The 14,436-nt window shown below is 38.4% G+C and carries 11 protein-coding genes; 3 read left to right on the forward strand and 8 right to left on the reverse strand.

The genetic code is table 11. The features are described 5' to 3' along the window. The first annotated feature begins 105 nt into the window (after window positions 1-105). Window positions 106-654 (forward strand): NUDIX hydrolase, encoded by a 549-nt coding sequence (locus tag ACZ5QH_RS18695; protein ID WP_303577930.1) that lies wholly within the window; start codon window positions 106-108, stop codon window positions 652-654. Window positions 655-809: 155 nt separating this feature from the next. Continuing rightward, a protein-coding gene (locus ACZ5QH_RS18700; protein WP_244012906.1) for an IS3 family transposase occupies window positions 810-2,026 on the forward strand; the annotation gives its coding sequence in 2 pieces (ribosomal slippage) (window positions 810-1,155 and window positions 1,155-2,026; 1,218 coding nt in all). Window positions 2,027-2,064: 38 nt separating this feature from the next. Here ACZ5QH_RS18700 and filF read toward each other — a convergent pair. The 6 genes from filF to filA form a co-directional block, all read right to left on the reverse strand. After that, the gene (gene filF / locus ACZ5QH_RS18705; protein ID WP_096735031.1) at window positions 2,065-4,011 is read right to left on the reverse strand and encodes a putative pilus system protein FilF; all 1,947 of its coding nucleotides are present in this window, start codon (window positions 4,009-4,011) and stop codon (window positions 2,065-2,067) included. Window positions 4,012-4,021: 10 nt separating this feature from the next. Then, a complete protein-coding gene (filE, locus tag ACZ5QH_RS18710; protein ID WP_303577606.1) occupies window positions 4,022-5,311 on the reverse strand; it encodes a putative pilus assembly protein FilE in 1,290 nt (429 codons plus the stop codon). Then, window positions 5,311-6,975 carry a putative pilus system OmpP1/FadL family transporter FilD gene (gene filD, locus ACZ5QH_RS18715; RefSeq protein WP_004817633.1) on the reverse strand — a complete coding sequence of 555 codons (1,665 nt, stop codon included), beginning with the start codon at window positions 6,973-6,975 and terminating at the stop codon, window positions 5,311-5,313. The genes filE and filD overlap by 1 nt, the downstream gene beginning before the upstream one ends. A gap of 13 nt (window positions 6,976-6,988) precedes the next feature. Then, complete coding sequence (filC, locus tag ACZ5QH_RS18720) at window positions 6,989-8,206, reverse strand: putative pilus system protein FilC (protein ID WP_303577607.1); 1,218 nt, start codon at window positions 8,204-8,206, stop codon at window positions 6,989-6,991. A 54-nt stretch (window positions 8,207-8,260) separates the two neighbouring features. Next, entirely contained in the window at window positions 8,261-9,094 is an 834-nt protein-coding gene (filB, locus tag ACZ5QH_RS18725; RefSeq protein ID WP_034613839.1) for a putative pilus system C39 family peptidase FilB, read from the reverse strand. 209 nt (window positions 9,095-9,303) lie between these two features. Beyond that, window positions 9,304-10,197: a putative pilus system protein FilA gene (gene filA / locus ACZ5QH_RS18730; protein ID WP_303577608.1), complete on the reverse strand. Its 894-nt coding sequence runs from the start codon at window positions 10,195-10,197 to the stop codon at window positions 9,304-9,306. A 264-nt stretch (window positions 10,198-10,461) separates the two neighbouring features. On the opposite strand from filA, the gene ACZ5QH_RS18735 reads away from it, so the two are divergent. Continuing rightward, on the forward strand, window positions 10,462-11,805 hold the full coding sequence (locus ACZ5QH_RS18735; protein WP_303577609.1) for an anthranilate synthase component I family protein: 1,344 nt from the start codon (window positions 10,462-10,464) through the stop codon (window positions 11,803-11,805). Here ACZ5QH_RS18735 and hisC read toward each other — a convergent pair. Together hisC and hisD are read right to left on the reverse strand one after the other, a co-directional pair. Then, window positions 11,802-12,899, reverse strand: coding sequence for a histidinol-phosphate transaminase (gene hisC, locus ACZ5QH_RS18740; RefSeq protein ID WP_303577610.1), 1,098 nt, complete (start codon window positions 12,897-12,899; stop codon window positions 11,802-11,804). The two genes, ACZ5QH_RS18735 and hisC, sit on opposite strands and share 4 nt — an antisense overlap. Window positions 12,900-13,077: 178 nt before the next feature. Continuing rightward, entirely contained in the window at window positions 13,078-14,379 is a 1,302-nt protein-coding gene (gene hisD / locus ACZ5QH_RS18745; RefSeq protein ID WP_171077765.1) for a histidinol dehydrogenase, read from the reverse strand. Window positions 14,380-14,436: the final 57 nt, after the last annotated feature.

A 14,436-nucleotide genomic window follows, 5' to 3' on the forward strand; every position in this document is an offset into this window, starting at 1 on the left:
TGTTCTCGTTCTATCATATAGGAAATTTTATCGATAAGGCTATAAATGATGCGAAAGTAGAATTTTTCAGTTATGCTGAGTTATCTCACATTTTTAATGAAGCTTATGAGTTTTTGCAGTGCTTGTGGTCATCCAACCATAGAAAAAATTCCTTTAGGTGATCAAAAAATCCGTAAAGTTTGTACACACTGCGGCACCATTCATTATGTTAACCCTAAAGTGATTTGTGGCGCTTTGGCGATCTGGGAAAATAAAGTTTTACTATGTCGTCGTGCAATAGAACCACGTTATGGACTATGGACCTTACCTGCCGGTTATATGGAACTTTTTGAAACCATGGAACAAGGTGCAGCACGCGAAACACGTGAAGAATCTGAGGCTGAGGTTGAAATTGAACAACTTTACTGCATGTATAATATTCCACGGATTGGGCAAGTTTATGTTTTGTTTAAAACACAAATAAAAGATGGTGTATTTGGTGCTGGTGAAGAAACCATAGAAAGTCGTTTATTTGAAGAACATGAGATTCCATGGAACGATTTAGCTTTCCCAAGTGTAGAGCGCACGTTAAGACATTATTTTGAAGACCGTAAAACCAATAACTTTCCAATGCATCTTGAAACATTAGGCACCCGATTAGATCAAACAGGATAATCACAAATAGATATTGCTTCGACCAATGGTTGAGCATTAAAAATATGAGCACAAAAAAAGCCTCAATTCAAATCACTTGAATTGAGGCTTTTTTAATTAACATGTCCCGTCCTAGATAAGGTTGACACTTTCTAAACTTAAATTTGGAGAGTGTAATGAAAACAATAGTTAAAAGAACACAAAGAGATTACAGCTTAGCTTTTAAATTATCAGTCGTAGATCAAGTTGAAAAAGGTGAAATGACTTATAAACAAGCTCAGAGTAGATATGGTATTCAAGGGCGTTCAACTGTTTTAGCTTGGTTAAGAAAGCATGGTAGATTAGATTGGAGTCAAGGCACCCCATTACGTCATGGAGAAAAACAAATGTCTGATCCTTTACCACTCACACCCGAACAAAGAATCAAAGAGCTTGAACAACAGTTATATGAAACAAAAAGAAAAGCAGAGTTATTTGAATCCATTATAAATATACTCGAACGAGATTACGGAGTAAGCACTACAAAAAAGCCACAAGGCAAGCCATTAAAGAAAAACAAGCGATAGGTTTTAGTATCACTGAATGTTGCCATTATCTTGATATCACTCGACAAGCTTATTACAAACAATGCCAGCAATCGAACCTAAGATATAGATATGAACAAAATGTATTAAAGCAAGTTCGACAAGAAAGAATGTTTCAGCCTCGTATTGGAACAAGGAAACTCCATTATTTACTGAATACGATAATAGGTATCACTATTGGTAGAGATCGATTGTTTGATTTACTCAGAGATCATCGTTTATTAGTACAACCTAAACGCGCATATCATAAGACAACGAATAGCCACCATCGTTTTCACAAGCATCCTAACTTGGTTAAGTTTGGAATTGGGCAAGTGATACCACAGAAACCAGAGCAACTTTGGGTTGCAGATATAACCTATCTTCCTATAGAAACAGGAGAAGCTTATCTAAGCCTAATCACTGATGCTTGGTCTAGAAAAATAGTGGGTTATCATGTAGATGACAATTTAGGTGCAGAAGCTGTTAGCCAAGCATATATCAAAGCATTAAAGGAACGTAAAGCCCCACAATATTCACTAATTCATCATTCAGATCGAGGCATACAATATTGTTCAAAGAAATATCAGGAATTACATCAGAAACATAATATTCGATGTTCTATGACCGATGGATATGATTGTTATCAGAATGCTTTAGCTGAAAGGGTCAACGGTATATTGAAGAATGAATATTTACTTCATAAACCAAAGAATCTTGAAGAAGCTAGGCGAATGGTTGCAGAGTCTATAGAAATTTATAATGTTCGTAGACCGCATATGTCGCTAAAATACAAAACGCCCGATGAAATGCATCGAGCGTTTGTATGAAATAAGTGTCAACCTATTTCAGGACTAGACAACATAAATTACTTGGTTTTAATGGTATAACACTGCGGTAAGCTTACAGTTAAAGTCCCTGATAAACGCTTTGCTAGCTCTTTTTGCTCAGGAGTGGTCTTATCCTTATTGGCCTCTATATTGTTATAAACTGACTGATAAAATGCATGCAAATTTACCCATGTTGCAGTAATCGTCTTATCCCCATCCCAACTGGTAATATTGACACCATTGTTTGTATTTTGCTCATTGATTAATCGTTGTAGGTTTAAGCGTATACCGCCAGAGGAAACTGAAGCATTGGCTATTTCTTCTGCAGATGTACCACTGGTTGGTCGAACAACTAATGTTTCATTTAAACCGGCTAATGCACCATCAAGACTACCAAATACAGGATTGGCCAAAATCATACGAAGTGTAATCGACTTTTCAACATTACCATTTATATAAGCTGTACCCGTAGTACCAATACGATATTGTTGTACCCCTGTTTCTTTATCAACATAAGTGTTTGGATCTACATCAGCACATGTATCTGAATTTAACGCACTATTTTTACCTAAATTGGTGCGGATATCTCCATTTTCATCAATCACAATACCCAGTGTTTGGGTATTTGGATTAACTTCTTTGTTATCAAAAGCAAATGTAATATTTGCATACAGTGGGAAATAGTATTTTTCACCAGCTTTTACTGTATTTTTAGTGAGAAAAACTTTTCGATCTAAATAATTGGCAGGATTGGTTTTATAAATATCGATTCCACCAGAAAGCTGATCAGCATTTAAAGTTTGACGCCATTTCCCATATATCGTTGGGTCCGCAGGTGCCGTGGTTGCACCCGTTGTTCGCTTATACATATATTCAGTACCAGCGACATTGGTATTATTCAGCAAAGCGCCCTGAAAAATTTCAAGTTTATCCGTTGAACTTTGATCTTTTTTAAATACAAGTGGAGAGGTAATTTTACGGGTGAGTGGATTGATCCAACCTTGTTGACCATTTACATTGAGTTTTTGTGGAACAACCTGATTGAGCAATAAAAACTTTAACAGTGAGTCAGCAATTGTACTGCCTTCTACTTTTTGAGGTACACCAACCCATTGCATTGCATAACCTGAGGTATAACCTTGACGGTCAGTGACTAAATACATATTGGCGATAGATTCATTCTTGGTGCTTAATTCACTTTTACCTGTAAAGCCTTGAATATCAACATTTGCACCACTGAAAATAAGGAAGTTTGTTGAATAAATATTTACCAATGATTGTTGAACCAAGCGTTGCGCAGTCGCGACTGCAGAAGCTTCATCAACCGCTTCAATATTGACCCACGGTTTTAATTTTTCAACATAGCTACCATTGATAAAATCAGCCACCCCAATATCTGCATTGACTGTTGTTAAATTATTTTTAATATTATCTGTTAACTCAAGGGGTTGTACATCGCCAACCTGATTGGCATCCTGCTCCAACCCAATCGCTTGGAAAACGCGAACCAATCCAACCATTACTTTAAATGTCTCATCACTCATGGTCATACTGGTTGGTTCTTTACCTGTCATAGCAGTTGCAATATCAATCAAACCAATTGCAGCAGGTTGACCACGCACTTTTAAAGGGCGTACTTTTGCTAAGTCAACATCACCTAAAACAATTTTTCTTTCCGATTGAGAACCTTTTATATAAAATTTTGCTTTATCGCCAATTAAACAGCCACCAAGTGCCAAACCACCTTCTAGTTTAGTCGCATAATGATTTCTGGTATCTGTACTACAATCAAAATTTAAACCATCCACTGGATAGTCAACATAAAAACCTAAACATTTTTCTGTAGAATCTGCATCACAACCATTTGAATAGGTTGGAATACCTTTATTTGGGTCTTCATTGACTGTTGCACTTTCACCACCGCACCCTGCGAGTGCTAGGCCTAAACTTGTTAAAACTAAAGGGGCGAATAATCTTTTTTTCATATCTTCATCCTTACTGAATTACACTCAGCTTAATTTGTCCATGATTTGTTAATTGCTTATTTTCCACATCTAATGCTGAGGATAATGGTGTTAAAAATAGATATACAGCTTGATCAGGTTTTCTTAAAACGCCTTCCATAGCCGCATATTGTAAATTATTGTCGTGGGATTCTTCATTTTTAAAACCACTTACACCTTCGAGGACACAACCTTGTCCATCTAAAAATACCACCAAAGGCCAATAATAACTTTGAAGCTTTGAAGAAGATGCATAAGATGTTAATAAAATATTTTGCACTTGAGAATCTAATTTCACGACTTCATAAGCAAAAGTCTCTTTGATTGGTGCAACTGGCCACAAGCCAACTTCTTGATTTTTTATGGATAAATCTTTTGCTTTAGTTATTTTTTTACCAGAAAAACACGCTTGTTCTAAATTATGAACAACCTCATCTTTAGGTAAACGAAAGTAGCTTGAAGATAAAACAACTGGTTTTTTTTCTTTCGATTCTGAATTGCCACGAATACTATTTAAAAGGCTCTTACTTAAACCTTTTTGCCGTTCGATGGTTTCATAACGACCATGCACTGCGCCGATCTCAGGCGTCATATAAAATCTTTTTTTACCTTCTAAATTGAATTCACGATCTTCTAAATACTCATTATTAACATATTGTTCACCATCAATAACTGTGAAATGCTGATCTTCTATCGTTTGAGTACTTTTCTGTACAACGTCTTTATGGATCTTGACCGCAGATTGGTATACTGGCGTTATTTTCTCTAGTTTCTCAACCTTATTGGTTTGTTGAGTAATATCAGCGGGTTGCTGTGGCGGTTTTTCCACAACAAGCTGAGGTACTATCGTCTGTGACGCTGGTGCTAAAGGCTGATCTGATATCTGAACAGGGCTTTGAATTTTAGCTTTATGCTCCATTAAAGCGGATTGCCGTGCAGGCTGAGCAGTAGTAACCGCTGATGGCGTATTTTTAGGCGCCCTCTCTTTTTGACTTTGTTTAACGATGGCTGGAGCTTCTATTACTGGTACATTAGGCTTGGCAGCTTGAGTCTCTTGTATTTGTTTGACTTCTTGTATTGGTTTAACGTCTTGTACTAGTTTATTTTTTTGCTTTACATCTACTTTTGGAGCTGCTTCAGGTTTCTGAACAATCATCGGATGTCCATCAGGGCCAATAATTGTATAAAAATTGGCAGCATAAGAAATTGATGTGGCTAGACTAAAACTTAAAGCTAGCCACAAAGAAGTTACGACTGTTTTTTTTCCAACATTCAAACGCATTACCATCTCGTTCTGTAGTTAAGCCCTAGAATTGTAACTTTTGTATTGGTCTTTACATTTAAACCAGCATATGGGTTGAGTAACAAGTTATCCACCCCTGTTTTATTGGCCAAACTACTGCTGTTTGCTGGAATATTATCTCGGCTACGCAAGAAACCGATCGATAAGTCAATATCACTATCTTCATCAAAACGATAACCTAAACCTAAACCAAATAATTGCGCATTGTTAATCGGCACCATGGTATTCCGTTTATCATCGGGGATCGCACTAGCACGAGGTTCATAACCAGCACGAAGTTTTAGACGATCATTTGCTGAATACTCAATACCAATTCCCCAGCTCCACGGTGATTGAAAGCCGAGTGGAAAAGCCAATGAGGTATCTGTGACTTGATTGGATAATAATTTGGCAATTTTTAATGCTGAAATTTGTCGATCAAATTCAAATTGAAACTTTTCCCATGCTTTAAAGTCGGTCCAGCCCACATCAAAATTCACCTGTAAATCAGGTAAAATTTTATATTTTATACCGGTTTGAAAATGAGCAGGATATTCCAAATCCATTGAAATCAAACCTGATTCGGTTGGTGGAATATAGCCTGGAAAACCTAAAATCGCCGCAAGAATCTGACCTGTTGCTGAAGAGTTTAAGCCTTTTATAAGCTCGCGTGGTGCGTTGGCATTGTCGATAAAATATTTACCTTTCATACGCATTTTGGCGGAACTTTGATACACCATACCAAAACCGAAGTTTTCTGTAGGTTCCCACATCAAACCTAAGTTATAACTTGGGCTTAAACTCTGCTCAAGACTCACCTGCATTTTGCCGAATTGACCAAATGGGTTCATGCCCTCATCTGCATTACAAATACCAAATAATATAAGGTCAGTAATTACATTCGAGTTGTTTCGGAAAGGCCCACAAACGGACTCATCAATCAATCGTAGAACACCAATCATTTCATTTGGAAATCGTAGATCAGTTTTTAATGCCATTGCGTTATATGACATCCCGATCGAAGCACCAATAGACAATTCATCGCTGACTTGGTATGCAATAGATGGAGACAAATAGGTTATACGCTCAATGGCAACTTGCTGCCCCATATAGTTACCTGGGTTACCATCTTCTGAGCCAAAACCTGCCACCATTGGTGCATATACAGCAGTTGCATAGGTCAATTTTGAGCCTGGAGGATTATAAGAAATCCCTCCCGTTGGCGCTAACACTGGCCAGCCAGGTCCCAAATCCACGACTTTCTTTAGAATGGGAATATATAAACTTGCATACTCTACATCGCCACGCACTGAATCTTTATAATCTGTACAAAGCCCCGAAGGATTGTCTGGTGCATCATTACAGATCAATGGGTCATCAGAATAACCAAATACGTTATAACCAGGTGGCGCAGAAAATTCACGTTGTATATCAAAGTTTGCAACAATCCCTTGTACGTCAGTTTGTAAGCCTTTGAGTTTAGTTAATGCTGCGGGGTTAAAATGAATCGCACTAATTCCAGGTGGGTCTGCAGTTACTGCATTCCCCATGGTTAGTGAGCGTATATCAACCGATAGGTTAAGTCCTAACGCCGCAAATACTTGAGTTGAACACCCTGTTAATAAAATCGCTGTAACTAATGGGCGCAAACGTATGTTTTTCATACTTTACACTCCTTTAGTTCGCTTTCTTCTTACCAAAGCCTAAAATATCCAATGGGAAAGATAAGCCGAGTGAAATATCTGGTGAGTCTTCAGTTAAGCCGATCCCCAATGTACCATTGACAATCGTATCTGGATTGACTCGCACCCCTAGAGCAATGGAAAACATCCCGCTAGATTGGTCAGCTGCTTTATATGAATCTGCAAGTCCCGCTGTAGGTCTATACTTAAACGAAGTATTCATATTGAATGATTGTTGGTATGACATAGTCATTGAAACATCATAGTTAAATGAATAAGCAAAACCAAAAGAGAAACCACCGGTCATACCAGGATCAAACTCTTCTAAAACGCGTTGATAGGTCTGATCACCACCTTGACCATTGGCATTGCCCCCACCACGCACTTGATTTAAGCCAGTTTCTTTAAATCCATAATTGGCAGAGACCGATGCAAACAGTACAACAGGATCAATATATTTACGGGTACTTGCGCCAACACCTACAGAATAATAGCCTTTACCCGTTGAAAGGTCTTTTTCAGGGTTTATCTCATATGGGCTATCGCCAGTCTTAGTAGATAAACTACCAAATAAAATAAGTGGTAAACGACCTGCTTTCAGTGGGAAAGGTTCCCAACGTGCACCAAAGTTAATATCCCCTAGGCCCGCAGCCGTGGCATCTTTTAAGCTATCTGATTTAGCAATAAATGGAATAGATGCGGTAAAGGTTAAATTATCACGTATCCCGTACTGTGCAGTAAAAGTATTACTAATGGTATGACTTGCATCTTCATCAACACGAAGTTGATAAGCTGTGCCTTCGTTAATTCCTAAATTTAATTGCGAATCACGATAGTAAGAATAATCTAAATCATAAAAAGTTGAGAACTCACCCTTTTTAATTAAAGAGTATTGACGTTCATTGGATGTAAAAACTTCTTGTAAATTGGTTTCTTGAGAAGCATCACCTTCTTTCTTCTGCAATGCTTCTGCAGCTTGTGTACCTGGTTTAGGTGCTAAAGATTTTGTTTCATCTTTATTAATTTTGACATCTTCTGTAGCCTGTGCAACTGGAGCTGTTTGACTGCTGGTTGCAGAACTGGCATTGTCTGTACTCGCAGCCTGATCTGCTACGACATCCGCACTTGCCTCTGTTTCAGCTGCATATAAACTTCCAATTGCAAACTGAATACTCACTGCAAGTAAAGTCCGTTTCATCCATTGATTATTCATATTCTTCCTATTCCAAAAATTCCAATTCAGTTATGTAATTTTTTAATCCATCTTTTACTTACGTTTATAATAGAGTCGCATATAAGATGTAATTGGCTGATTGTATGTTGCAGACTTGGTATCTTGGTCAATCACCTTACGCATTGTCGAAGCCTTATCTGCTAATTTATTGGTATAATCTGTTGAATATTGCGCTTCAACTAAAGCATAACGATTGATTGTTGCATCATCGACATGACGCATATCTGCATCTTGTAGTGCCAACAAGTTACGTTGTTGATCTTTTGGCGCATTGATCACAAATAAGGTGTTATTTTCCCAAATTTGCTTAAATCGCTCTTGATCAAAACTGATATTCCCCAAGGCTGGATCTGCCACATAAACACGCCCATCTTTATAAGCTTTAAACACAACAAAATGTTTAAAACCCGCATAAGAAATTGGCACAATCACCGGTTGATTTTGATTGATTAGGTCTGTGAACTCACCTCTATAACCACCGCTTTCATATCCAATTGCAGCAACAAAGCGCTTCATATCCAGCAATGAAAAACTTCGCCGCTCAATAATCCGGTTGTATTCTCCAAACCGTAATAAGCCTTCCATGGTTTGCTGTTCGGTTAAATTTGTCCCAACATAGCCATTTAACAATGTTGTTAACGCAGCAGAACCGCAACTATAGTCATATCCTTGACGTACGATGCCACGGAATTGGTTTTCTAAGGCAGGTTTAACATGCACCATTTCACGATGATTACGTGTAAATGATTTATCTCTAGAATCCGCAAGCTCAGTGTAGTAAATCGCATCCTTTGGCTTGGGTTTCACATCTAAGGCGTGGTTGGCAAAATAATACATTAATGCCGAACCTAAAGTAATTTCTATCATAATTTTAACTATCAAGTGTCGGCAGTATTTTGCCTAAAGTGCTGATTTTATTTTTAGAGTGAACACTCTACGTCCCTGTGATTATGAAGATAACGGTTTTTGAAAAAAAAAACAGTCTTTTTTTCAACTTTTGTCGCTTTTTATTCAGTTTTTTGTAAAAAAAAGACGCATGCTTTGCATGCGTCTTTTTTAAGATTTTAATTCTAGGCTTAGTGACCAGAAATCGTCAGTTTTACACCATTCGGCGTTGCTGAACCACCGTTATAGAATTTCATACCTGTAATCGCAACATCACCAATCGAACCAGAACCTGTTCCAGAACCTGCTGTTCCACCTGGTACAAAGCCATTACCACCGCCCAATACAACTTTAGTTAAGTAAATATCTGTACCTGTTGAACTTTTCATTGCAGTAACAGCCAAGCCTTCCTTCGTTACAGCAACATCAGCATTTAAAGCCAAATCAGAAGAACCGGTGTCGGTCACTTTAATGCCACCCAGTACGATATAACCACCACCTGCTGTAGAAGCATCTTTCAAGGCCAAGTTACTGATTGATAAACCACCAATCATCGAACCATTCAATTTAATCATTGCACCTTGAGGCGTATTACCCAATTGAATATTTGCTGTCGTAGCACCAGTATTGATCGTCAAACCACTTAAAATCTCAGCAGATCCAGTACCTGGCTTATATGCACCAGCAGTACCAGTAGTATCATTTACTTCAATTTTACCTAACTCAATTTTTAATGCATTAATTGCAGCTGCAACGTTTAAGAATGGCTTACCAGTAGAACCACCATCAGTATCAATGACCAAATCAGCTAAGTTACCAGAAGCACCTGTTTTGGTTACAACTACGTTATTTAGAGTAATCGCACCAGCATTCCCAGTACCACCAGTCGTTGCATTTACAGCTAAACCATCACCATCAAAAACATGTAGTTTTGCAATTTCAACTTTAGATGCATCAATACCAATACTGATACCATCCTGACCAGTCGTTGCACTTAGCGCTGCATCATCCATTGCTTGCATTGCCATTGCGTTTGAACTCATAGCCACTGCGGAAACTAAAGCAAGTTTAGTAAATAATTTCATAATCTGTACTCTCCCAAGAGCATTTTTTTTCATTTTTAACCACTCTCCATAGTTCCCTGTTGTTTTTAGTTGTTTTACAACTTAGAACACCAATCCTTGAGTAGTCCGTTTTGCCCTTTTAAATTAACGGTATGTTACTTTTTGTTCAACTGCTGTTTATCAAAAAACCAATTAAACCGATAAACGGTAAACACTTTTATAAGTGCTATTTTCAGGTAGAATAGTGCCTTACAAACCCTTTTTGCGCTTGAGTTAAACCTCCCTATGTTTCGGAAGTTATTAGATTTTCCATCAAATAGCACTGCAGATTTATTACACCGTCTTGACTCATTATTCGGTTGTATCTATTTAAAAAACGCGGGCGAAGACATTGTTGCTTTTTCACCTGAACAATACTGTATCTCAACCCAACAACAACTTTATCGTTATACAAGAAATCATTTTACCCATTATCAAAAAGATAAAAGCGATCCTCATTTAAAACACTTCTTTAACTTCACCACTCAATCAGCTCCGAAACAGCACAGTTTTCAGGGTGGATATATGGGTTTTATTGACTATAACTATGCCAGTCAGCAATATGTTGATGCTCAAAGCAAATCTCAGCCCAATTTTTACATGGGTATTTATAAAACATTTATCAAACGAGAAAATGAGCAATTCTTTTTTTATAGTTTAGAAGCCTGTGCAGAAGAGTTTTTCAACTTTATACAAGATTTATTAACCACACCCGTCACCCAGAATCAAAGCTTTAAACTTTTATCAAACTGTACTGCGACGTGGACAAAGCCACAATATGATCATGCATTTACACAAGTTCAAGAATATATTAAAGCGGGGGACTGCTATCAAATTAATTTAACTCAGGAATTCACTGCAAAAGCTCACGGTTTACTTTTAGATACTGCCGAAAAGTTTTGGACACTCACAGATGCTCCCTATTCGGGTTATTTAAAAATCAATGATTTTGAATTACTGAGTTGCTCACCTGAGTTATTTATTGATTTCGAAGCTGAGCGTAAAATTATCACCAAACCCATTAAAGGGACAATGCCGCGTTATGATGATCCAACTTTAGATGCACAATCAAAAAATGCTTTGATTCAGTCCAAAAAAGATCAAGCAGAGAATGTCATGATTGTGGACTTATTACGCAATGATCTCAGTGTCTATGCTGAAACTGGCTCAGTAAAAACCCCAAAATTGTTTAATATTGAATCTTTTAACCAAGTACATCATATGGTGAGTGAGGTGACTGCCACTTTAAAACCAGATGTCAATCCATTTGAGGTCTTATTTACAGCATTGCCGGGTGGTTCAATTACTGGTGCACCCAAAATTCGTGCGATGCAAATTATTGAAGAACTCGAAAGTGCACCAAGAGGTGCTTATTGTGGTTCAATGGGCTATTTTAATTTTGATGGAACCGGTTCTTGGAACATTTTGATTCGTTCAATTCAAAAATATCAAGATGAAGTATCATTGTGGGCAGGCGGTGGAATTACTATTGCTTCAGATTGTGATGCAGAATATCAGGAATGTTTTGATAAAGTTGCTGCCATGCTTGATTTACTCAATACATGGCAGCAACCTCAACATGAATCCTAGACTAAAATCTCATGTTTTAACGTATCAACAAGGCGTTGATTTTGTTCATCTGTACCAATAGTAATACGTAAGAATTGATCAATACGTGGTTTATTAAAGTATCGAACAATAATGCCACGTTCACGCAACGCTTTCGCCAATTCACCAGCATCTTTTGAGGGTAAGCACGCAAAAATAAAGTTGGCTGAAGATGGTAATACTTTAAACCCAAGCGCCGCTAAATCTGCAACCAGTTTGTCACGACTCACTATGACTTTTTGACATTGTGCTACAAAGTATTCTTGATCTTCAAATGATGCGACAGCTGCAGCTATTGCAAAACGATCAATTGGATAGGAGTTAAAACTATTTTTAACAGCTTCCAATGCGGCAATCAAATGTGGCTGTGCAATTGCAAAACCAACGCGTAAACCCGCCAAAGAACGCGATTTTGAAGTCGTTTGGCAAACCACTAAGTTTTCGTATTTCTCAACCAGACTCACAGCTGACTCAGCACCAAAATCTACATATGCTTCATCAATCACAACCACCGAATCAGGGTTGGCTTGCAGGACCTGTTCAATTGCCGACAGCCCCAATGCAATACTGGTTGGCGCATTGGGGTTGGTAATGATAATCCCACCATTCGGCTGTTTATAATCAGCCACGTCAATTTCAAAATCATCATTTAACGGCAAGATTTTAGTTTGGGTTGAAATTCCAAAAAACTGACTATAAACAGGATAAAAGCTATAGGTAATATCTGGGTATAGAATCGGTTTATCTTGAACAAAAAATGCTTTAAAAATATGGGCTAAAACCTCATCTGACCCATTGCCAACAAAGACATTTTCGACATCTACATGTTGTTGTTTCGCAATCGCGTGTTTGAGTGCCGATGCATCTGGATCTGGATAAAGTCGCAATACATCTGCTGAATCTATAAGTACAGACTGAACCGCTGCAACCACTTTTGGCGATGGTGGATATGGGTTTTCATTGGTATTCAGTTTTAATAAGTTTTGGATTTTAGGCTGCTCACCTGGGACATACGGTTCTAACTCACGTACTTCAGGACTCCAAAAACGCATTTGCTCAGGGCTAATATTTGGCATTTTTATCTCGTATTTTTTCTCACTTGACTTACTTTATATAAGCGCTCTCACTCTAGGAGAGGGTTTGGGTATTTCAATAGAATCCCCAAACTAAGTCAGTTAAATTTTTACACCCTCATCCACACCCTCTCCCTAAGGGAGAAGGATTTTTTACGGATACTGGGTCATTGGTGGTGAATTACTGATAACGATATCTTGCTGATCGGGCATGCGCATCTAAATTTTCTTGTTGAGCAAGAATATCTGCGGCCTTGGCAAGCGATTTAACTCCTTGCTCAGAACACATAATCAAACTTGAACGTTTTTGAAAATCATAAACACCCAAAGGTGATGAAAAGCGTGCTGTACCAGAAGTAGGTAGGACATGGTTAGGTCCCGCACAATAATCACCAATCGCTTCTGGTGTATAGCGCCCCATAAAGATTGCACCTGCATGGCGAATACTTTCTGACATCAGCTCAGCGTCATCTAAGCACAATTCCAAATGCTCAGGCGCAACTTGATTAATCAAATCAATGGCTTCTTGGCGATCTTTAACCAAGACCAAAGCACCACGATTTGCAATCGAAGTTCGTGCAATTTCAGCTTTGGGTAGTGCAGCCAAATGTTCCTCAATGGCTTGCTCGACATCATTTAACAGCTGTTCATCAGGCGTAATAAAAATCGCTTGCGCAACCGTATCATGTTCAGCTTGTGACAAAACATCCATCGCCAACCATTTCGGGTCATTATGACCTTCTGCATAAACCAAAATTTCTGAAGGCCCTGCAATCATGTCAATACCGACTTGACCAAAAACAGCACGTTTTGCCGCAGCAACGAAACGGTTACCTGGTCCTGTAATTTTATCCACTGCTGGAATTGTTTCTGTTCCATAAGCCAGCGCGGCAACTGCTTGCGCACCGCCAATCGTAAATACACGACTTACACCTGCTAAATAAGCAGCTGCCAATACCAAAGGATTTAAATCACCATTTGGCGCAGGTACCACCATAATAATTTCTGCTACCCCAGCCACATGCGCGGGTAAAGCATTCATCAGCACAGAGGACGGATAAGAAGCTAAACCACCTGGAACGTAAATACCAACACGGTCTAAAGGGGTGACTTTTTGACCCAGAGTATTTCCTAATTCGTCCACATAAGACCAACCGTCTTGTTTTTGCGCCTGATGGAATGAGCGAACCCGATTGGCCGCCAATTCCAAAGCTTCACGTACTTCTACGGTTAACCCCTCAAATGCAACTTTAAGTTGTTCTTGTGTCAGTTCTAAATCTGAAAATTGATGCGCTGGATGTCGATCGAACTGTTGAGTGAGTTTAAGTACATGTGCATCGCCATGTTGGCGTACATCTGCAATAATTTGGTCTACTGTTTTTAAAAGCTCAGGATCACTCACTGTTTCAAAAGCTAACAAGTCAGCAAAGACTTGTTTAAAGTTCTGCTCTTGAGTCGATAAACGTCGCATCAATTTACCCACAAGGTTGTTTAGGAAAGATTTAGTTTACCTTGTTTTGAGTATCTTGTGGGCAACATC

It is taken from the genome of Acinetobacter sp. Ac8, assembly GCF_055392545.1.

Excerpts from the sequence above, each read along its gene's own strand:
- filA (WP_303577608.1), bottom strand. The coding sequence starts at position 10,197 with ATGAAATTATTTACTAAACTTGCTTTAGTTTCCGCAGTGGCTATGAGT.
- ACZ5QH_RS18735 (WP_303577609.1), top strand. The coding sequence starts at position 10,462 with ATGTTTCGGAAGTTATTAGATTTTCCATCAAATAGCACTGCAGATTTA.
- filE (WP_303577606.1), bottom strand. The coding sequence starts at position 5,311 with ATGCGTTTGAATGTTGGAAAAAAAACAGTCGTAACTTCTTTGTGGCTA.
- ACZ5QH_RS18695 (WP_303577930.1), top strand. The coding sequence starts at position 106 with ATGAGTTTTTGCAGTGCTTGTGGTCATCCAACCATAGAAAAAATTCCT.
- hisC (WP_303577610.1), bottom strand. The coding sequence starts at position 12,899 with ATGCCAAATATTAGCCCTGAGCAAATGCGTTTTTGGAGTCCTGAAGTA.
- filF (WP_096735031.1), bottom strand. The coding sequence starts at position 4,011 with ATGAAAAAAAGATTATTCGCCCCTTTAGTTTTAACAAGTTTAGGCCTA.
- filC (WP_303577607.1), bottom strand. The coding sequence starts at position 8,206 with ATGAATAATCAATGGATGAAACGGACTTTACTTGCAGTGAGTATTCAG.
- filD (WP_004817633.1), bottom strand. The coding sequence starts at position 6,975 with ATGAAAAACATACGTTTGCGCCCATTAGTTACAGCGATTTTATTAACA.
- filB (WP_034613839.1), bottom strand. The coding sequence starts at position 9,094 with ATGATAGAAATTACTTTAGGTTCGGCATTAATGTATTATTTTGCCAAC.